We start from the raw sequence: 19,052 nt of genomic DNA, 5'->3' as shown, positions 1-19,052 counted from the left end.
CGCTGAAGGAGACCGAGCAGACCCGTCAGCCGATGGACGCTGCGAAGGCCGCCAGGGTGGTGAAGTCCTCGTTCCGCAGGCCGATCCGTGGATTGACGTGATGGAGCAGGGCGGATCCGCGGTGGCGGGCAGCCACATGTGTGTGATCGGCGTCGCCCTGCTCGTCGTCCACCCAGGCGAACGGCCGGCCGTCTGTGTACTCCAGCAACGGATCCGACTTCCAGTGGACGCCGTCGGGGCGCTCGTTGAGCAGGGCGCTGCCGAAGTCGACGAACGGCAGCTCGGGCAGACCGAGTACGGGTCCGATCCATGTGTTCGCGGTGTTCATCCAGGCCGTGGCCCAGCAGATCTCATACCCGAGAGACAGCAGCGCCCGCCCGTGATCGGGGTTGAGCCACACCCGCAGTGGCTGCGTCCGGTCCCGCAGTCCCCCGTGCTCCCACGCCGGGTCGCCCTCCCGTGGGACGCGGAGGGTGGTGTAGCCCTCGGGGCGCCGCTGGGCTTTCGCCGCATACGGATTGAGGGGTCCGTCGACGTCGAGGAACAGCAGCGGCCGGCTCATGGCACCGAAGCCTATCCGGGTCAGCCGGCCATGGCCGGCAAAGGCAGGGTCACCTCGAAGCGGCACCCGCCGGGGACGTTGTGGACCGCCGCGCGGCCCGCGTGGGCCTCGACGATGCCGCGGACGATGGCGAGGCCGAGGCCCGCGCCGGCCGGTGGGGTGCGGGCGGCGCTGCCGCGCCAGCCGGTGTCGAAGACCCGGGGCAGGTCCTCGTCCGGGATTCCGCCGCAGCCGTCCGTCACCGACAGCACCACCGCGTCGGCGCGGCATTCGGCGTCCACCGCGACCCTCCCGTCGGCGGGCGTGTGGCGGATCGCGTTGACCAGGAGGTTGGCCAGGACCCTCGTCATCTCCTTGGCGTCGACCTCCACCGGCACCGGCTCGATCGCCCCGCCGACCAGCCGTACGCCGTGTTCGTCGGCAAGCGGATGCGCCCCGCAGAGGGCGTCGTCCACCAGGTCGTGGACCGACATCCGGGCCGGGGTGAGGGTCAGGGCGCCGGCGTGGATGCGGGAGAGTTCGAAGAGGTCGCCGACCATGGTGTTCATGCGTTCGACCTCGGTGCGGATCTGCCGGTGGTAGCGGCCCGGGTCGTCGGACACGCCGTCCTCCAGCGCCTCCGACATGGCGCGCAGCCCGGCGAGCGGGGTGCGCAGATCGTGGGAGATCCACGCGACCAGCTCGCGGCGCGAGGTCTCCAGGGCCCGCTCCCGTTCCCGGGAGTCGGCGAGCCTGGCGCTGGTGGCGGCCAGTTCCCGGGTGAGGGCGGCCAGTTCGGCGGTGGCCGGCACGACCGGGGCCGCGAAGGCCCCGTCGTCGCCGAAGTCACGTGCCGCGCGGGTGAGTTCGCGACTGCGGGCCACCACCCAGCGGCCCAGCAGCAGCGCAGTGGCCAGGGAGACGACGGCGGCCATGGCCACCACGAGGGTGACGACGGTCAGGTCGTGGGAGGAGAGAAACATCGCCTCGGCCACCGCGAGGGTGCCGGCCATCATGGCCGTCACGGTCACGGCCGCCACCACGGCAAGGGCGACCGCGACCGAGCGGTGCCGCAGCAGGCGCAGCACCAGGGCGCCGAGCAGTCCGGCGGCGGCGGCCCCGCCCAGGGCGAACGCGGCGATCAGCAGCAGGTCGTTCATGCGGCATCCACCATCCCTGCGTCGAAGCGGTAGCCGACGCCCCACACGGTCTGGATGAGCTGCGGCTGTGCGGGATCGTCCTCGATCTTCGCCCGCAGTCTGCGGACGTGGACGGTGACGGTGGAGAGGTCGCCGAAGTCCCAGCCCCAGACCTCCTGCATCAGGTCCTCCCGGCGGTGGGCCCGGCCGGGGTGCGCGAGGAAGTGCGCGAGCAGGTCGAACTCGCGCAGGGTGAGGGCGAGTTCGCGGCCATTACGGGTGGCACGGCGGGTTGCCGGATCCACGATCAGGCCCGCTCCGCACAGCACCCGCGACGGCGACTCCACCGGCGCCGCGGCCGTCGCCTGCGCCGGCGATGCGGCCGGGCCGCCGTGGCTGCGGCGGAGTACGGACTCCACCCGCAGGACGAGCTCGCGCGGGCTGAACGGCTTGGTGACGTAGTCGTCCGCGCCCAGCTCCAGCCCGGCGATCCGGTCGTCCTCGTCGCCGCGCGCGGTCAGCATGACCACCGGCACCGGGGCAATGGCGCGCAGCCTCCGGCACACCTCCAGTCCGTCCAGTCCCGGCAGCATCAGGTCGAGCACCACCAGGTCGGGCCACCGGCGCTCGGCATGGCCGAGGGCGGTGGGGCCGTCGGGTGCGTGGTCCACGGCGAAGCCGGCGCGTTCCAGGTAGCCGGTGACGACCTCGGCGACGGTCGGATCGTCTTCGACGACCAGCACGTGCCGGGCGGGGATTTCCTTGCTCATGCGGCCCAGCTTCGCATCCGGGCCACCGGGTCGGTCAACGTCCCCCGGGCTGCGCGGGAGGTAGATCGAAGAGACAATTGCAGCGGGGCCCGGCGCGCCCGGAATCCTCCGTGCCGTGGCTGCCTCGGACGGAGAAGTAGGGCGGAGTGATGCGCGACCCCCTGTTCCTGGCCCCTTCCGGAGCCTTCACCGAACCCGGCGACGAAAGCTACGCGCTGCTGGACGTGCACGGTGTGGTCATCGGCCTCAGTCCCGGGGCGGAGATCCTGCTCGGCCGGGCGGCGGAGGAGGTCGAGGGGCAGCGGGCGGCCGATCTGCTGTACACGCGGTCGGACGCCGGCGGGCTGGTGGGGCGGTGCAGTGCGGATGCGGTGGTCGAGCTGGGGCACGCCGTCCTGCGGCACCGCAGCGGCGAGCCCGTCGAGGTCACCCTGCAGGTGCGGCCCCTGCTCAGCACGGGCGGCGACCGGCTGTGGCTGGTCCAGGCCATGGACGCGGCCGGCACCCGGCGCCGGGAGCTGGGCTACGCCCTACTCAGGGGGCTGTTCACGGAATCCCCGATGGTGATCGACGTCTTCGACACCCAGCTGCGGTTCCTGGCCCAGAACGAGGCGCAGCGCCGTACCGGCACGTTCGGGGACGTCCCTTTCGCGGGCCGCACCATGGCGGAGGTGGCCCCGCCCGGTCTGCTGGACCTGGCGGCGTTCGAGGCGCGCCAGCGGCAGGTCCTGGAGACCGGCGAGGCCCTGATCGCGACCGAGGTGCGCGGGCGTACCCCGGGTGATCAGGGGCGTGAGCGCGTCTGGTCGGAGTCGATCCTGCCGCTGCGCAGCCCGTCCGGGGAGCTGATCGCGCTGGCGCACGCGGTGGTCGATGCCACCGACCGGGTCCGGGCGCAGGACCGGCTGGCGCTGGTCAACGACGCGAGTACCCGCATCGGGACCACGCTGCACGTGCTGCGGACCGCGCAGGAGCTGGTGGATGTGGCGGTTCCGCAGTTCACCGACCATGCGTACGTCAACCTGCTCGACCCGGTGTTCGGCGGCGAGGAGCCCACCGCCGGCCCGGCGGCCGAATCCGTTGCGCTGCGCCGGGCGGCGAGTTCGGTCGCGGTGGCGGCCCGGAGCGAGGCGATGGTCCCCATGGGCGAGGTCGATGTGCTCGCCTCGGCCCCGGGATCGCCCTCCCGGATCGCGCTGGCGGGCGGTGAGCCGCGGCTGATGACGGGGGCGGAGCTGGTCACCGAGTTCGCGGCGGCGGACCCGGGCCGGGCCGCTCTGGTGGCGGAGTTCGGGGTGCACTCCTGGCTGCTGGTTCCCATGTTCGCGCGGGGGGCGGCGCTCGGCACGGCCGTGTTCGTCCGCACCGGCAGCTCGCACCCCTTCGAACCCGACGATGTCATGCTGGCCGAGGAGTTCGTGGCGCGGGCCGCCGTCTGCATCGACAACGCGAGCCGGTACACCCGCGAGCGCACCACCGCCCTGGCCCTCCAACGCAGCCTGCTGCCCCAGCAGTTGCCGACGCTCGGCGCAGTGGAGGCCGCGGCGCGCTATGCGCCCGCCAGCGGTCACGCCGTGCTGGGGGGCGCCTGGTACGACGTGATCCCGCTGTCGGGGGCCCGGGTGGCGCTGGTGGTGGGGGACGTGGTCGGGCACGGCCTGCACTCGGCGGTGACCATGGGCCGGCTGCGGACCGCCGTACGGACCCTCGCGGATCTCGACCTCGCACCCGAGGAATTGCTCAGCCGGCTGGACGACCAGGTCAACCGGTTCCACGACGAACACGGCCAGGGGCTCACGGGTGCGGGGGCGGCCGGTACGACCTGCCTGTACGCGGTCTTCGATCCGGTCACCCGGCACTGCGGGCTGGCCCGGGCCGGCCATCCGCCGCCCGCCCGGGTGTCGCCGGACGGGACGGTGGAACTGCTCGAACTGCCCGACGGGCCGGCCCTCGGACGGGCCGCACTGCCCTTCGAGAGCGGCGCGGCGACGCTGGCCGACGGGGATCTGCTCGTGCTGTACACCGAGGGTCTGGTGCAGGCGCAGGACCAGAGCAGCGAGACCGGGCGCGACCGGCTGTGTGCGGCACTGTCCGGGCTCCGGATCGGCCCGGCCGGCCTGGAGGCCGGCTGCGACCATCTGATGACCGGGCTGCTGCCGGCCCGTCAGCACGATGATGCGGCCCTGCTGATGGTGCGCGTCCACGGGTTGGATCCGGACCATCACGCCACCTGGGACCTGGAGTGCGTACCGGAGGAGGTGGCCCGGGCCCGGTCCCTCGCCACCCGCCAGCTGGCCGTCTGGGGCCTGGAGGCGCTGGAGTTCAACACGGAGCTGGTGGTGAGCGAGCTCGTCACCAACGCCGTCCGGTACGGCAGTCCACCGGTCCGGCTGCGGATGATCCGCGATCAGGAGCTGATCTGCGAGGTCTCGGACGGCAGCAGCACCTCCCCGCACGTCCGGCGCGCGCTGGAGACGGACGAGGGCGGGCGGGGCCTGTTCATGGTCGCCCAGCTCACCCAGCTGTGGGGCACCCGCTACCACGACCGGGGCAAGACGATCTGGGCCGAGCAGTCCTTCCCTGGTACGGGAGCGGGGCCGGAGGGGCAACCGGCCCCGCCGGTTCTGCCGAGCTTCGAGGAGCTGTGGAACGCCACCGACTGAGCCGGCGTCAGGCTGCGGGGCCGGGGCCCACCACGAGGGTGTCCGGCGGACCGGCCGCCGGGGGCTCGGGCAGGCGCAGGGCGGTGTGGCCGGGAGTGATCGAGCCGAGGATGCGCGGCCCGGCGGCACCGGTGCAGCCGGGTGCGCTGCCCGGGAGGCCGTGCAGGGTGAGGAAGCCCAGCACCGCGAAGGCGTAGGCCTCCTTGGCGGCGGCGGGCAGGCCCAGCGCGTCCGAGGTGTGCAGGGCGGTGGCGGGTCCGAGTTCCGTACGGAGCATGTCCATCAGGACGGGGTTGCGGGTGCCGCCGCCGGAGGCGATGACCTCGGTGGCGCGCAGCGGGCGCAGCGCGTCCGCGACCGTGCGGGCCGTGAGGAGGGTCAGGGTGGCGAGCAGGTCCGGTGCCGGGAGGGGGTCGAAGGGGGCGAGGGCGGTGTGCAGGTGGCGGTGGTGGAAGAGTTCCTTGCCGGTGGTCTTGGGTGCGGGCAGCGCGTAGTACGGCTCGGCGAGGAGGCGGGCCAGCAGGGGTTCGTGGACGGTGCCGGCGGCGGCGAGTGCGCCGTCGGCGTCGTGGTCGAGCCGCCCGTCGGTGAGCTCCCGTACGGCGGCGTCGAGCAGGGCGTTGCCCGGTCCGGTGTCGAAGGCCACCGGGTCGCCGGCCGGGGGCAGCACGGTGAGGTTGGCGATGCCGCCGATGTTGAGTGCGGCCGGGGTGCCGGGCCGGCCGCGCAGCCACATCCGGTCGATCAGGCTCACCAGGGGTGCGCCCTGGCCGCCGGCGGTGATGTCCCGGGGCCGGAAGCCGGCGACCACGGGCCGGCCGGTGGCCTCGGCGATCCAGGCGGGTTCGCCGATCTGGAGGGTGCCGTGGACCCGGCCGCGGTCGGCCCAGTGGTAGACGGTCTGGCCGTGCGAGGCGAACAGCCCGGCCCGGCCGCCGCAGAGTTCGCGGTCGGCGCGCAGCGCGACCCGGGCGAAGGCCTGGCCGATACGGGTGTCCAGGCGGCACACCTCCGCGAGGGTGGTCGCGGCCGGGGGGAGGGCCGCGACCAGGGCCGCGGTCAGCTCGGCGTCGTACGGTTCGCCGACCATGCCGAGCGGGGTGAGGTGCAGGGTGCGCCCCTCCACGGTCAGGTCGGCTGCGGCGGCGTCGATGGCGTCGCAGGAGGTTCCGGACATCAGGCCGACGACTCTCATTGCAGGGGCCTCCGGTGGTCGTCGGGGTGCAGGGTGAGCAGGGCGGGAATGCTCAGGGCGCAGGCGCAGGCGGCGTAGAGGGCGGGCACGTCGGGGTTGCCGGTGCGGCGGACGAGTTCGGTGACGAGGAGGCCTGCGCAGCCGGCGAACACGGCGTTGGAGAGGGCGTACGCGGTGGCCAGGCCGGAGCAGCGGACGGCGGTCGGGAACATCTCGGCGAGCATGGCCGGGCCGGGGCCGGCGAGCAGGCCGACGACCGCGCCGGCCAGCAGCAGGGCGGCGGCCTTGGCGGGGGTGCCGGCGGCCGGGTCCCGGAGCAGGTGCAGGAGCGGCAGGGCGAGCAGGACGACGAGGCCGGCACCGCAGAGCATGACCGCCCGGCGGCCGATCCGGTCGCTGAGCGCACCGGCGGGCAGGATCGTGGCGGCGAAGCCCAGGTTGGCGAGCACGGTGGCGATCAGGGCCTGCCGGAAGGAGGCGTGCAGGGTGACCTGAAGGTAGGAGGGCAGCACCACGAGAAAGGTGTACCCGGCGGCGGACCACCCCATGATCCTCCCGATCCCGAGGAGGAGGGTACGAACGGTGGTCCCCGGTACCGGGGCGGCGGTGGGCTTCGGCTGGTGGAACGCCGGGGTTTCCGGGAGGGTGAGGCGGAGGTGGAGGGCGGTCAGGCCGAGGGGGAGGGTCAGGAGGAACGGGATCCGCCATCCCCAGTCGTACAGGGCGGCCTCGGTGAGGACGGTGGCCGAAGCGGCGGCCACGGCGGCGCCCGCGAGCAGGCCGAGGGCGACGGTGAAGGACTGCCAGGCGCCGTACCGGCCCCGCCGGCCCGGGGGTGCGCATTCGGTCATCAGGCTGACGGCGCCGCCGAACTCCCCGCCCGCGGAGAGCCCCTGGAGGGCGCGCAGCGCGGTCAGCATCCATGGCGCCGCCGCCCCGGCCGTGGCGTAGGTGGGCAGCAGCCCGATCAGGGTGGTGGAGAGGGTCATGAGGCCGACGACGAGCAGGAGCACCGGCCGCCGCCCGACCCGGTCGCCCAGCCGGCCGAAGAGCACGGCGCCGACCGGCCGGAAGAAGAAGGCCACCGCGAACGCGGCGTACGTCCCGGCCAGCGCCTCGGCCCGACCGCCGCCGCCGCCGTCGGCCGGGGTGAAGAACAGGTCGGCGATGACGGTGGCGAAGTAGCCGTAGACCCCGAACTCGTACCACTCGACGAAGTTGCCGACCGATCCGGCGACCAGCGCCCGCCGGGGCGGCACGGAAGCCGGCGGCGCGGGGCGGAGCGCGGGCTGGGTCACGAGGCTTCGACGGCCGCCTTGATCCGGGCGCCGAACGCGGGGGCGTCCCTGCGGGCGGCGGCGAGTGCCAGGCCGACGAGGAGTTTGCCGATGCCGTGGCCTTCGAGCAGGTTGTGGATCCGGACCCGGGTCCGGTCGCCGGGGAGCGGCTCCAGGTCGTAGCCGCCCTCGGTGGCCGTCACCAGGTTCTTGGACACCTCGGCCCAGCGGATCAGCCGGGGCGGCTCGAGGGCGGTGATGCGGAACTCCCGGCGGGTCGTCATGCCGGCGTCCTTCACGGTGCTCCGGAAGACGGTGCCGACCGCCGTCGGGCCGGCCGGGGTCTTCTCGATCCGCTGCACCCGCGGGCTGAACTCGGGGTCGTTGCGGCCGTCGGCCAGGTACTCGAACACCTCCTCGACCGGCCGGTCGATCTCGACGGTCGCCTCGAACTGCCCTGCCATGCCCGCTCCTCGCTGCCGGGGCAGTGCCCTGCCCGGGTGCAGGATGCCAGACCCCGGCGTCCGGGCCCGGGAGGGTCTGCTAGTCTCGCGCGCCGCCCGGCCTGGGCGGTACGGAGCTCGGGAACACGGGGATGGTACGGATGGACGGGGTGGGGGCCCTGGATTCGCTCGGGGCGGTCGCGGAGGAGGCCGCGGAGCTGCTCGGTAGCGGCGGTCACAGTGTGGTGGCGTACGAGGGGATGCTCGAGGCACTGGTCCGGTGGTGCGGCCGGGACCGGGCGGGGCTCGGCGCGGCGCTGCGGCCGGTCATGGAGCCGTACGGCCACTTCCGGCCCCGGTCGCAGGCGGGGCGGCGGCTGCTCACCGTGATGCGCAGTGCCACGGAACTCGTCGTGCCGGAGCCGCCCGCGGGGGACGGCCGCGGGCGGTGGCTGGAGACCTGCCAGCACGAGGCGGTGAGGCTGGTCCTGAACAGCCGGGTCGAAGAGCTGTGCGAGCGGCTGCGGCACGGGGGCGCGCCGCCGATGCTGCTGGCCACGGCAAGCCGGGAGAGCGGGGCGCTGGACCCGTACGACCTGGTCATGCGCCTGACCGAGTACGAGCAGGCCGGGGTCCGGCCGGGGCCCGCCGATCTGGGGCAGGCGCTGCTGCGCTGCGGCGGCGGTCCGGCCGATCCCGATGTGGTGCGTGCGGCGGAGCAGTTGACCCTGCCGGAGGGGGCCCGGGTGGCCGCGTGGCTGCGGGCGGGCGGGCTGCCACAGCCGGGGTGGTCCCGGGAGCAGGAGCCCGGGGCACCGGAACGGCCGAGCCGGCGGCGCGGGGCCCGGGTGGGGCGGCGGGTGCTGGTGGGTACCGGAGCGCTGGAGGGTCGCGGTGAGTTCCCCCGGACGTTCTGGCCGTTGTTCCGCCCGTTCGAACCGCTGATCGGCTGCAACCACCTGCTGCTCGACCACCGGGAGCGGCATGCGGCGGCTGCGCTGCCCTGGCATCCGGAGATCGTGGCGGCGCGGCTGCTGACCGAGGTCGCGGCAGCCGCCGACCAGGGCGGCGAGGGCGGGCCGGAGTTCCTGCCCGCCCTCGCCGGCAGCGCGGGCCCGCCCGGGCCGGCCGTCCACCTGGCGCTGGCCTACGGCCTGGCCTCGGCCCACGCCGGTGACCGGGAGGCGGCGGTACGGGCGGTGCTGCACCTGGCGGCCCGCGGCCGGCTGGACGGGGAACTGCTGGGCCGGGAGATGGCCCAACTGGCGCTGCTCGGCACCGTCAAGGTGCCGGTGGTGACCGCTTCGCTGGCCGCGGCGGCCGGCCCGCCCGGAGCCCCGGACGGCTCGGGCGGCCCCGGCGCCCCGGGCGGCCTCGGCGCAGGCGGGGCCGCGGCCGTGTGGCCGGTACTGGCCGCGGCCCTGCCGCCGCTGCTGGCGGCGCTGCGGACGGGCACCCTCGGCCGGGTCCCGCCGGCCCTGCTGGACCTGGCCGCGGACTGCGCCCGGCACAGCGCGGCCCGCGGCCCGATCGCCGAGGTCACCGCCCTTGCGCAGCGCCCCGGTTCGGCGCAGTCGGTACGCGCGGCCCGCCGCCTGCGGGACCAGCTGGCCGGAGGCTGACGGCGGCGGGCCGAGCACAGTGCGGTCTGGGTCAGGTGCCCAGAGCCGAGCCGATCCACTGCTGGTTGGTGTGGGTGGGGGTGCAGTCCCAGATGCCGACGCGGGCGCCGTTGCCGGTGGCCCAGCCCAGCGCGTCCAGGCACTTGCCGGAGTGGACGCTGCGCAGCAGGCCGCCGGGGAGCTGCTCCCACTTCTGGTTCAGGCCCTGGTGGCAGGAGTTCAGGCCGATGTGCGAGCCGTTCTCGGTCTTGCCGTACTGCACGTCCATGCACCGGCCGAGGGCGCGGACCGTGCCGTCGCTCTCGAGCTTCCAGGCCTGCGCGTCGCTGCCGTTGCAGCTGTAGATCTGGATGGGCGTGCCGTCGGTCCGCCCAGCGCCCTTGACGTCGAGACACTTGCCGGAGTGGACGCCGACGATCTGTCCGGAGCCGGCGGGCGGCGCCGGCACGCAGTAGATCTCCACGGCCACCTGGTAGTAGCCGTTTCCGCCGATGGGCATCGCGTGCGGGCCGGCGGAGCGCGCGCACCGGGAGGTCTGGTAGCCCTCCGCGATGGCCTGGCTGTAGGCGCTGTCCCAGGAGCCCTGGGTGGCGATGTTGAGGGGGCCGTAGCCGTGGCCGACGAAGTACTTGGCGGCGGTGGGCTCGGCGGTGGCCGCGGCCGGGGCCGTGACCGCCGTGACCGCCGCGGGCGCGGCTGCGGGGGCGGCCGTGGCCTGGCCGGCGAAGAGGGTGGCGGCGGCGAGGAGGGTGGCGGCTGCCGTCGGCAGCCATCGGGCCAGCTTCACGAGGGGTCCTCTCAGGGAGTCACAGGAACGGGAAGGGTGGAACCGCCGGGCCCGCGGTGTGTCCGACCCTAGCCACGGAACCCGCCCGCGAAGTCTCACCGGAGTATCAACTCAAGCCGTCGAACGGCCTGTTCCGGCCGTGACGAGAAGTGATCGCGCTGGGTATCGTCCCGGGTCCGTGGAGAGCACCGACGATCTCGCCCGTCTGCGGGCTGCCCTGGCCGCGCCCGGCCTGGTGAACCTGACCGGCGCGCTGGGGCTGGGAAAGAGCCGGCTGGCCCGGCGCCTGCCCGTGTCCGACGCCGTCGACCCGGGCGCGGCCGGGAGTCCTGCGGCGCTGGTGGCGCAGGCCGCCCGGCCGGCCGGCCTGCTGCTGGTCGACGGGGTGGACGGCCCGGCGCAACGGGCGGCATTGGCCGCAGCCCTGCGGGACGCTCCGGTGCGCCGCCCGGTGCTGCTGGTCAGTCGGCTGCCGCTGCGGGCGGCTGCCGGGTGGAGCGAGCTCGGCCCGGCCACCGTCACGATCGGGCCCCGGCCCGCGGACGCGGTCGAGGCACAGGCCCGGGCTGCGGGTGTCACCGATCCGCCGGCACTGGCCCTGGTGCTGCGGCTGGCCGGCGGGGTGCCCCTGCTGGCGGAGCTGGCCTGTCTGGCCCTGCACGCCGGGATCGATCCGGAGGTGCCGGGCGCGGTCGCCGACCGGATGGCGGACGAGGTGCTGGACCGGCTGGGGCGGGAGCGGCCGGGACGGCACTGGCGGCACGCGCTGCGCCTGCTGGCGACCGTACGGGCGGGTGACGAGCAGCTGCTGCCGGGCGGCCCCGGGCTGTTCTCCGCGCTGGCCGGGCTGAGCCTGGTCCGGCACCACCGGCTGGGGCTGGTGGTCCGGGAGCCGTACCGCAGCCTGTTCGAGCTGGCCTACCAGTGGCGGCGTCCGCAGGCGCATGCGCAGGTACGCGTCCGGGCCGCCGACTACCGCCGGGAGCTGCTGGCCGGGTCCACGGCGGGGCCCGAGGAGCGGGCCGGGCTGGTGGAGGAGGGGCTGTTCCTGACCGGTGAGCCGCTGCTGCGCGGCACCCTGTTCCCGCCCGCGGAACCGGAGGCGCGGATCGGCCCGGCGCGGCCGGCGGAGGCCGAGGACATCGGCCGGCTGATGCACGAATGGGCGGTGCGCGGCGGATTCGACGTACGGCGCTCCGCGCGGATCACCGAGCGCTGGCTGGCGGACGATCCGGGCTCGTTCCGGCTGGCGCGGGACCGCGAGGGCAGGCCGGTGGGGCTGGCCGCGCTGGTGCCCGTCGCTGCGGGCACGGAGGGCGGGATCGAGCCGCTGCTGCAGCAGCACGCGGCCGGCCTGGTGGCCGGGGGCCGGCCGGGCGGGCTGTTCCTCGGCGCGGCGTACGGCACGGATCCGGTGGTGCACGCGCAGATCCTGCGGCACATCCTGGGGCAGGCGGTGGAGGCCGGGCACCTGGTGGTCTCCACGGCCAGCCCGGAGTACCAGGCGCTGCTGCGGACCCTGAGCTTCCGGCCGCACGGCGGGATCCGCGACGACGTCTACCGGTGCGGGCGCCGGCCGGAGGTCTACAGCCATGGCTTCGACGCGGCCGAACTGCCGGTGTGGATGCGGGCGCTGGCTCCGGGGGCGTCCGGCGGGCCGTTCGGGGAGCTGGACCCGGCCGCCCTGGTGGCGTGGGCGCTGACCAGGCTCGGCGATACCGCGGCGCTGGCGGAGAGCCCGCTGCTGGCGGCCTGCCCCGGGTTCGGCTCACCGGAGGGGCTGCGCGGGTGGCTGCGGGGCATCGTCCTGGAGCTGGTGGACGCGGAGGACCGGGCGGATGCCGAGGCGGGCTCCATCCTCCAGGCCTACTACCTGGGGCGGGCCCGGACCCACCACCAGGTGGCCCGGCGGCTGCACCTGAGCCGGGCCACCTACTTCCGCCGGCTGCGGCGGGGGCTGTCGCTGGTGGCGGGGCGACTGCCGGGAGCCGTCGCCCCGCCTGCACCGCCCGGGCGGTGACCGCCTCCGCCGGGCCGGGCTCGGGCCGGCGGAGGCAGCCGGGTCAGCCGGTGGGGAAGGCGTCGGGGGTACGGATGCGGTCGCGGATCCAGACGCCGGCCGGCTTCAGCGGGGCGGTGCCGGTCCACGGGCCGTTGGCGTTGCAGGTGCCGCCCTTGAAGACCGCTCCGGAGCGGTGGTCGTCGGAGAAGTTCCAGTTGACCCAGCTGATCTTCTTGGCGGCCATCAGGTCGAGGTACTTCTGCGTCATGGTGAAGTCGTTGGCCCCTTCGCCGGCGTAGTTCTGGGTGCCGAACTCGGTGACGAACACGGGGATCCGGTCGGCGGCCCGGGTGAGCGCGGCCAGGTACTCCTCGCGGTGCGAGGCGGCGTAGAAGTGGAAGGTGTAGAGGACGTTGGCGGCGTTCACCTGGTTGTTGACGACCTCGCTCTCATTGGCTCCTTCGGAGACTCCGAACGAGGACCAGGCGCGGGTGCCGACCAGGACGGGGGCGTTGGAGTCGATGCCGCGGATCACCGGGATGATCTTCTCGGCGTAGCTCTTGACGGTGGACCAGCCCACGCCGCTGGGCTCGTTGGCCACCTCGTAGAAGATGTTGTTCTTGTCCTTGTGGCGGTTGGCGATCGCGGTGAAGAAGGTCTTGGCGCGCGCCAGGTTGTAGTTCGGGTCCCCCGGGTCGAGCATGTGCCAGTCGACGATGACGTACATGCCGCGGGCGGTGGCCGCTTCGATGAGGGAGTGGGCGAGGTTGGTGAACTTCTGCGGGTCGGTCTCGTAGCCGTCCTCCTGCACGTAGGTGGAGACGCGCAGCACGTCGGCGTTCCAGTCCTTGGCGAGGGCGTCCAGCGAACCGCCGGTCAGGCACTGGGCGTACCACTGGGTGCCGTGGGTACTCATGCCGCGCAGCTGGACCGGTTTGCCGTACCGGTTGCAGAGTTTGGTGCCGCAGACGGTCAGCTGGCCGTTGACGGCGACGGGGGTGGTGCCCGGCTGGGGCGGGGTGGTGGCGGAGTCGACGGTGAGGTGGTCGACATTGGGGCCGCCGGCCGCGGTGGTGGCGGTGGCCCGGATGGTGTTGGGGCCGGCCTTGAGGGATGCGGTGACGCCGGTGGTGGCCCAGGAGGTCCAGGAGCCGGTGCTGTTGAACGCCTTGCCGGCGGCGACGGTGCTGCCGTTGACGGTGATCGTCATCGGCCGGTTGGCGGTGCTGCCGTTGGCGTGGCGCAGGGTGAGCGTGGCATTGCCCGCGGCGGCTGCATTGACCGTCCACTCGACGTAACTGCCGGTGGTGTTGTCGTAGTTGACGAAGCCGCTGCCGGTGTAGCCGGAGTGGTTGGACTCCACCAGGCCCTGGGAGACGGTGGCGGCTTCGGCCTCGTGGACGGTGGCCGCGGCGGGGGCGGCGGCCGGGGCCGCGGCGGCGGCGGGGGAAGTCTCGGCGAGGCCGACGAGCAGGGTGCCGAGGAGAGTTCCGGCGACGGCGAGGGCCGGCAGCCGGAGGCGTGGGGGTATCACGATGTCTCCATCCCGTGAGTGAGTGACACGTGATCGTAAGGAAACTTTCCTAACGACAGGAATGGAATAGCAGCGTCCGACGGTCCGCCACAAGACCGTCGACGTCACCCTGTTGATGCCGAACCGGGTGAACCCGTCGCGGCGGGGAACCGGGCGGGGCCGCCAGGCGACATGATCCGTGGGGCCCGGGCGTGCAGCCGCCCGGGCCCGCGGTCGAGGACCGCGCACGCTCCGGCTGCCCGCCACCGAACGAGTCGAGGAAGAAACGTGCCCCTGTCGCCGCAACGACACCTGGCCGTCAGTGCCACCCTGCTCACCGCCCTGGTGGCCGGTCTCGCACCGGCCGCCACCGCCCACGCCGCGCCCGCGGCACCCGCCACCGCTCCCGCCGCGGCTCCTTCGCCCGCGCCCGATCTCGAGGGCGTGGACCGGGCGTTGCGCGACGCGATGGCCCAGGGAGCACCGGGCGCGATGGCCCGGCTCACCGGCCCCGGCTGGGTCCAGTCGCGTACGGAGGGCGTCCGGGACCGCACCTCGGGCGCCGCCATGGACACCAAGGCCCGGTTCCGGATCGGCAGCGTCACCAAGACGTTCTCCTCCGTGGTGCTGCTCCAGCTGGTGGACGAGGGCAAGCTGGAGCTCGACGCCCCGGTGAACCGGTACCTGCCCGGACTGCTGCCCGACGACCGGATCACGGTGCGCCATCTGCTGAGCCACCGCAGTGGGCTGGCGGACTACACCGAGGCGATGTTCGAGCACACCGTGCCCGGGTTCGAAGCGGTACGGAACCGGGTGTTCAGCCACCAGGAGCTGGTGGACCTCTCGTTGAAGGAGCCGCGGACGACCGAGCCCGGGGCCGCGTACAAGTACTCGAACACCAACTTCGTGGTGGTCGGGATGCTCATCGAGAAGCTGACCGGCCGTCCGGTGGCCAAGGAGTACGACCGCCGCATCATCAAGCGGCTCGGGCTGCGGAACACCTCGTACGTCCACCCCGATACGCGCATCAAGGGGCTGCACGTGCGCGGTTACCTGCACCCCGACGAGGCCGGCGCGCCGCTGGTGGACTCCACCGAGCAGACCGTGTCCTGGGCGCAGTCCGCCGGGGCGATGATCTCGAACCCGGCCGATCTGAACACCTTTATGTCCGCGCTGCTCCGGGGCCGGCTGCTGTCGCCGCGGATGCTGGAGGCCATGACCACGGTGACCCCCACGGACGCCACCAACACCCGTTTCTACGGGCTGGGTCTGCGCCGCTACTACCTGTCCTGCGGCACCTCGGTCTACGGTCACACCGGGACCGTGCAGGGCTTCTACACCTACGCCTTCACCACCCGGGACGGCCGGCGCAGCCTGGCCGCGCTGGCGAACACCTCGAACCGGGGCGTGGCCAACACGGCGCTCGGCGGGACGCTGGAGGCGGCGTTCTGCGGCAAGAAGCCGGCCGCGGCGGGCGGCAAGGCCACGGCCGCGGCCCGCGGCTTCGCGGTGGCCCCGGCGGAGGCGGACCTGCCGGAGCGCGGCTGACACCCCCTGAGCATGCCGCGGTCGCCCCCGTGACGGGGGCGACCGCGGCGCGCCGTACCGGCTACGCCGCTGGCGGCGTGCTCGGGGACGCGGGCTTCGGCGCGGGCTTCGGCGTGCCCGCCGGAGCCGGAGCCGGTGCGTCGGCCGGCGTGCAGGTGACCTCGTCGCGCGGGGTGTAGTGGGTGGTGAAGTTCTCGCGCTTCACCTCGCGGCCGTCCTGCCGGAAGATCCGGCCGACGGTGACGTCGAAGCCCTCCAGCGGCGTCTGAACCTCGCACTTGGGCAGGACTCCGGTGCGCTTGCCGGGCTCCTTGATCTGGGTGCGCGGCCCCAGGGTCGCCTCGATGTCGTACTTCTTCGTGCCGAGCAGACGGATCGTCACCGAGTTGTCGTCGGCCTCGGCCTGAACGTACAGGGCGTGGCCGGAATCGTTCAGCCAGCGCAGGTCGAGGGTGCCCCAGGCGACGGTGGCCTCCCGGCCTTCGGGGTAGCGCTCGATGTAGAAGGAGTGGGCGCCGTACTCGACGGGCTTCACACCTGCGAAGAACATCGCGTTGAACATGGTGGTGGCCACGGCCGAGACGCCGCCGCCGGCGGACTTGGTGTACTGGCCGTCGTTGATCATGATGCCGTCGACGAAGCCGTTCTCCTTGGTGCGTTCGCCCACCGTGCGGTTGAAGCTCCATTCCTCCCCGGGGAGAACGACCGAGCCGTTCATGAGTTCCGCGGCACGGCCGATGTTGGTGATGCGGTAGGGGGCCGCGGGGAAGTTGACGGTGAAGGAGGAGACCTTCTCCCGGATGCCGAGCTCCGCTGCGGATTCCTTGGTGATCCGGGGCTGGACGGCCTCGGTGGCGACCGCTCCGGTGCGGCCCGCCCCGGTGCCGGTCAGCAGGGGCCGGACGGCGTCGCCGAGGGCCTTCGCGCTGACCTTGGCGCCCGTGCGGGACTCGGAGACGACCTGCACCCGGCCGGCGGCGTCGACCCCGAGCCGTGCGTCCCGCGGGCTCGGGAGGGCCTGCTCCAGCGGGCGGGCGACGGCGGGGTCGGCGCGCAGGCCCTTGGCGTCCAGGACCGGAACGAGGCGGTTGCCCTCGGCCTTCATCTCCAGATGGCCGTCGAGTACGGCGGGCCCGATCGGGATGCGCTGGCCGGCCACGGTGACGGTGACCGGGCCGGACATCGCCGGCTCGGCGAACTCCTTCATGGCGCGCGCGGTCTCCGCTGCGCCGATCTTCGGCGGGGTCTGCTGCACCGGCAGCACCACGGGCGCGGCATCGGCCCGGAAGTAGGCCTCGCGGAGGGCGGTCAGGGCCTGGTCCTGGTTCGGGGCCAGACGGATGCCGGTGACCGGCTGCACGGCCTTGGCGCGGCCCTTCTCGAAGGATATGGACCCGTCGCGGACCTTCTGCTCGGTGGCGGCGGCAATGCCGTCCAGGGCGGCCCGGGCCTTGTTCTCGTCCATCCGGATCACCGGCTCGACCGCGCGCTCGGAGGAGCTGAACATACGGCCGAGGACGGCGCCCGGGCCGGATCCCACGCTGCCGGCGCTCTTGACGGTGGCGGCAGTGTCCAGGGTGAGGCCGAGGGCGGCGGCGTCGGCCTTCTCGGTGCGGTCGCCGATCTTCATGACCACGGGGGCCGCGAAGGCGGGTCCGAGCCGGCGGTCGAGTTCCGCCTGCGCCTCGGCCCGGCTCATGCCGCCGATGTCCACTCCGCGGACCTTGGTGCCCTCGGCGACCTGTCCGCCGGTCAGCAGCAGGCCGGTGAGGTAGACGCCGCCCAGACTCAGGGCCAGGGTGCCGCCGGCGACGGGCAGGACAGCCCGGCGCCTGTGGATGCGTATGCGTGCCATGTGTCGTGTCTCTCCCTGGGGCGCCGACCGGTCGGATGGCGCGGGCCGACCGAGCGGCCAGGTATGCACCAGTTCACCCAGAATGATTCACCAAAATGGGCGAAATGGGCGAGAAATGTAATGGCCGTCACGACAGATGACAGGTGAGACATCAGGGGGCCTTGGGTGTCCCATAAGTCCAACTTATGGGGTCATAACATCGAGCCGGGTACCGAGTTAGGCTCGCCTAAGTTTAAGGTGATCGTTCGCCCACGCCGTCGCTCGAAGGGAACCCTGTCATGCCCCGCCCCCTCCGGGTAGCCATCGTCGGAGCCGGCCCCGCCGGCATCTACGCCGCCGATGCGCTCCTGAAGTCCGAGGCTGCCGCCGACCCCGGCGTGTCCATAGACCTCTTCGAGAGGATGCCCGCGCCCTTCGGGCTGATCCGGTACGGCGTCGCCCCCGACCACCCGCGGATCAAGGGCATCATCACCGCCCTGCACCAGGTCCTCGACAAGCCCCAGGTGCGGCTCTTCGGCAACGTCGACTACCCGAACGACATCAGCCTCGACGAGCTCCACGAGTTCTACGACGCGGTGATCTTCTCGACCGGTGCCAGCGCCGACCGCGACCTGAAGATCCCCGGCGCCGAGCTCGACGGCTCGTACGGCGCGGCCGATTTCGTCTCCTGGTACGACGGCCACCCGGACGTGCCGCGGACCTGGCCCCTGGAGGCGGAGAAGGTCGCCGTCCTCGGCGTCGGCAACGTCGCCCTCGATGTGGCCCGCATCCTCGCGAAGACCGCGGACGAGCTGCTGCCGACCGAGATCCCGCCGAACGTGTACGAGGGTCTGCAGGCCAACCGGGCCAAGGAGATCCACGTTTTCGGCCGCCGCGGCCCGGCCCAGGCCAAGTTCAGCCCGATGGAGCTGCGGGAGCTGGACCACTCCCCCACCATCGAGGTCATCGTCAACCCCGAGGACATCGACTACGACGCCGGGTCGATCGACACCCGCCGCTCCAACAAGCAGGCCGACATGGTGGCCAAGACCCTGGAGAACTGGGCGATCCGCGACATCGGCGACCGGCCGCACAAGCTCTTCCTGCACTTCTTCGAGTCCCCGTCCGAGATCCTCGGTGAGGACGGCCGGGTGACCGGACTGCGCACCGAGCGCACCCAGCTGGACGGCACCGGGAACGTCACGGGCACGGGCGAGTTCCAGGACTGGGACGTCCAGGCGGTCTACCGGGCGGTGGGCTACCTGTCCGAGGAGCTGCCCAAGCTGCCCTGGGACGTCGATTCCGGCACGGTCCCGGACGAGGGCGGCCGGGTGGTCGAAGCCGGCGGGCACCTGGCGTCCACGTACGTCACGGGCTGGATCCGGCGCGGCCCGATCGGCCTGATCGGCCACACCAAGGGCGATGCGAACGAGACGGTGGCGAACCTGCTCGACGACCACGCGCACGGCCGCCTGCGCGTCCCGGCCGCCCCGGCGCCGGAGGCCGTCGACGCCTTCCTCGCCGAGCGCGGCGTCCGCCACACCACCTGGGAGGGCTGGTACCGGCTGGACGAGGCCGAGAAGGCCCTGGGCGAGCCGCAGGGCCGCGAGCGCGTGAAGATCGTCGAGCGCGAGGAGATGCTCAGGGCGAGCGGCGCGTAACCGCGCGCCCGCGCCATCGGCATCGCCCCACCTCGGAAGGGCCCGCCCCCACCCGCC

14 protein-coding genes are annotated in these 19,052 nt (G+C 73.5%); 5 read left to right on the top strand and 9 right to left on the bottom strand.

Annotation, left to right across the window (positions count from 1 at the left end):
• Nucleotides 1-25 precede the first annotated feature (25 nt).
• The 3 genes from ABT123_RS20285 to ABT123_RS20275 are packed head-to-tail and all read right to left on the bottom strand — an operon-like array spanning nucleotide 26 to nucleotide 2,450.
• Nucleotides 26-562: a hypothetical protein gene (locus ABT123_RS20285; protein WP_351316302.1), complete on the bottom strand. Its 537-nt coding sequence runs from the start codon at nucleotides 560-562 to the stop codon at nucleotides 26-28.
• A 20-nt stretch (nucleotides 563-582) separates the two neighbouring features.
• The gene (locus tag ABT123_RS20280) at nucleotides 583-1,701 is read right to left on the bottom strand and encodes a sensor histidine kinase (protein WP_351316299.1); all 1,119 of its coding nucleotides are present in this window, start codon (nucleotides 1,699-1,701) and stop codon (nucleotides 583-585) included.
• Nucleotides 1,698-2,450: a response regulator transcription factor gene (locus tag ABT123_RS20275; protein WP_351316298.1), complete on the bottom strand. Its 753-nt coding sequence runs from the start codon at nucleotides 2,448-2,450 to the stop codon at nucleotides 1,698-1,700. Before ABT123_RS20275 ends, ABT123_RS20280 begins: the two co-directional genes overlap by 4 nt.
• 149 nt (nucleotides 2,451-2,599) lie before the next feature.
• On the opposite strand from ABT123_RS20275, the gene ABT123_RS20270 reads away from it, so the two are divergent.
• On the top strand, nucleotides 2,600-5,113 hold the full coding sequence (locus tag ABT123_RS20270) for a SpoIIE family protein phosphatase (RefSeq protein ID WP_351316296.1): 2,514 nt from the start codon (nucleotides 2,600-2,602) through the stop codon (nucleotides 5,111-5,113).
• 7 nt (nucleotides 5,114-5,120) lie between these two features.
• On the opposite strand, the gene ABT123_RS20265 is transcribed toward ABT123_RS20270, so the two are convergent.
• From ABT123_RS20265 to ABT123_RS20255, 3 genes are read right to left on the bottom strand one after another with little or no spacing between them, the layout of a single operon-like run.
• Nucleotides 5,121-6,308: an anhydro-N-acetylmuramic acid kinase gene (locus ABT123_RS20265; protein ID WP_351316294.1), complete on the bottom strand. Its 1,188-nt coding sequence runs from the start codon at nucleotides 6,306-6,308 to the stop codon at nucleotides 5,121-5,123.
• Nucleotides 6,305-7,606, bottom strand: coding sequence for an MFS transporter (locus ABT123_RS20260; protein ID WP_351316291.1), 1,302 nt, complete (start codon nucleotides 7,604-7,606; stop codon nucleotides 6,305-6,307). The genes ABT123_RS20265 and ABT123_RS20260 overlap by 4 nt, the downstream gene beginning before the upstream one ends.
• On the bottom strand, nucleotides 7,603-8,049 hold the full coding sequence (locus ABT123_RS20255) for an SRPBCC family protein (protein ID WP_351316288.1): 447 nt from the start codon (nucleotides 8,047-8,049) through the stop codon (nucleotides 7,603-7,605). The genes ABT123_RS20260 and ABT123_RS20255 overlap by 4 nt, the downstream gene beginning before the upstream one ends.
• A 140-nt stretch (nucleotides 8,050-8,189) precedes the next feature.
• Here ABT123_RS20255 and ABT123_RS20250 point away from each other — a divergent pair, with 140 nt between their 5' ends.
• Nucleotides 8,190-9,650 carry a hypothetical protein gene (locus ABT123_RS20250; protein ID WP_351316285.1) on the top strand — a complete coding sequence of 487 codons (1,461 nt, stop codon included), beginning with the start codon at nucleotides 8,190-8,192 and terminating at the stop codon, nucleotides 9,648-9,650.
• Nucleotides 9,651-9,681: 31 nt separating this feature from the next.
• Here the strand turns inward: ABT123_RS20250 and ABT123_RS20245 are convergent, their stop codons facing one another.
• Nucleotides 9,682-10,437: a ricin-type beta-trefoil lectin domain protein gene (locus ABT123_RS20245; RefSeq protein WP_351316282.1), complete on the bottom strand. Its 756-nt coding sequence runs from the start codon at nucleotides 10,435-10,437 to the stop codon at nucleotides 9,682-9,684.
• A gap of 178 nt (nucleotides 10,438-10,615) precedes the next feature.
• Here ABT123_RS20245 and ABT123_RS20240 point away from each other — a divergent pair, with 178 nt between their 5' ends.
• A complete protein-coding gene (locus ABT123_RS20240; protein ID WP_351316280.1) occupies nucleotides 10,616-12,457 on the top strand; it encodes a hypothetical protein in 1,842 nt (613 codons plus the stop codon).
• A gap of 43 nt (nucleotides 12,458-12,500) precedes the next feature.
• Here the strand turns inward: ABT123_RS20240 and ABT123_RS20235 are convergent, their stop codons facing one another.
• Entirely contained in the window at nucleotides 12,501-13,802 is a 1,302-nt protein-coding gene (locus tag ABT123_RS20235; RefSeq protein WP_502971000.1) for a cellulase family glycosylhydrolase, read from the bottom strand.
• A 438-nt stretch (nucleotides 13,803-14,240) separates the two neighbouring features.
• Here ABT123_RS20235 and ABT123_RS20230 point away from each other — a divergent pair, with 438 nt between their 5' ends.
• Entirely contained in the window at nucleotides 14,241-15,500 is a 1,260-nt protein-coding gene (locus ABT123_RS20230) for a serine hydrolase domain-containing protein (RefSeq protein WP_351316275.1), read from the top strand.
• 61 nt (nucleotides 15,501-15,561) lie between these two features.
• On the opposite strand, the gene ABT123_RS20225 is transcribed toward ABT123_RS20230, so the two are convergent.
• Nucleotides 15,562-17,355, bottom strand: coding sequence for a VanW family protein (locus ABT123_RS20225; protein ID WP_351316271.1), 1,794 nt, complete (start codon nucleotides 17,353-17,355; stop codon nucleotides 15,562-15,564).
• A 278-nt stretch (nucleotides 17,356-17,633) separates the two neighbouring features.
• On the opposite strand from ABT123_RS20225, the gene ABT123_RS20220 reads away from it, so the two are divergent.
• The gene (locus ABT123_RS20220; RefSeq protein ID WP_351316268.1) at nucleotides 17,634-18,995 is read left to right on the top strand and encodes an FAD-dependent oxidoreductase; all 1,362 of its coding nucleotides are present in this window, start codon (nucleotides 17,634-17,636) and stop codon (nucleotides 18,993-18,995) included.
• Nucleotides 18,996-19,052 lie beyond the last annotated feature (57 nt).

This window comes from Streptomyces sp. NPDC002054, assembly GCF_040296685.1.
Taxonomy (GTDB): Bacteria; Actinomycetota; Actinomycetes; order Streptomycetales; family Streptomycetaceae; genus Streptomyces.
This window is presented reverse-complemented; position numbering and strand designations above follow the sequence as displayed.

Excerpts from the sequence above, each read along its gene's own strand:
- ABT123_RS20250 (WP_351316285.1), top strand. The coding sequence starts at position 8,190 with ATGGACGGGGTGGGGGCCCTGGATTCGCTCGGGGCGGTCGCGGAGGAG.
- ABT123_RS20225 (WP_351316271.1), bottom strand. The coding sequence starts at position 17,355 with ATGGCACGCATACGCATCCACAGGCGCCGGGCTGTCCTGCCCGTCGCC.
- ABT123_RS20220 (WP_351316268.1), top strand. The coding sequence starts at position 17,634 with ATGCCCCGCCCCCTCCGGGTAGCCATCGTCGGAGCCGGCCCCGCCGGC.
- ABT123_RS20285 (WP_351316302.1), bottom strand. The coding sequence starts at position 562 with ATGAGCCGGCCGCTGCTGTTCCTCGACGTCGACGGACCCCTCAATCCG.
- ABT123_RS20255 (WP_351316288.1), bottom strand. The coding sequence starts at position 8,049 with ATGGCAGGGCAGTTCGAGGCGACCGTCGAGATCGACCGGCCGGTCGAG.
- ABT123_RS20270 (WP_351316296.1), top strand. The coding sequence starts at position 2,600 with ATGCGCGACCCCCTGTTCCTGGCCCCTTCCGGAGCCTTCACCGAACCC.
- ABT123_RS20265 (WP_351316294.1), bottom strand. The coding sequence starts at position 6,308 with ATGAGAGTCGTCGGCCTGATGTCCGGAACCTCCTGCGACGCCATCGAC.
- ABT123_RS20275 (WP_351316298.1), bottom strand. The coding sequence starts at position 2,450 with ATGAGCAAGGAAATCCCCGCCCGGCACGTGCTGGTCGTCGAAGACGAT.
- ABT123_RS20280 (WP_351316299.1), bottom strand. The coding sequence starts at position 1,701 with ATGAACGACCTGCTGCTGATCGCCGCGTTCGCCCTGGGCGGGGCCGCC.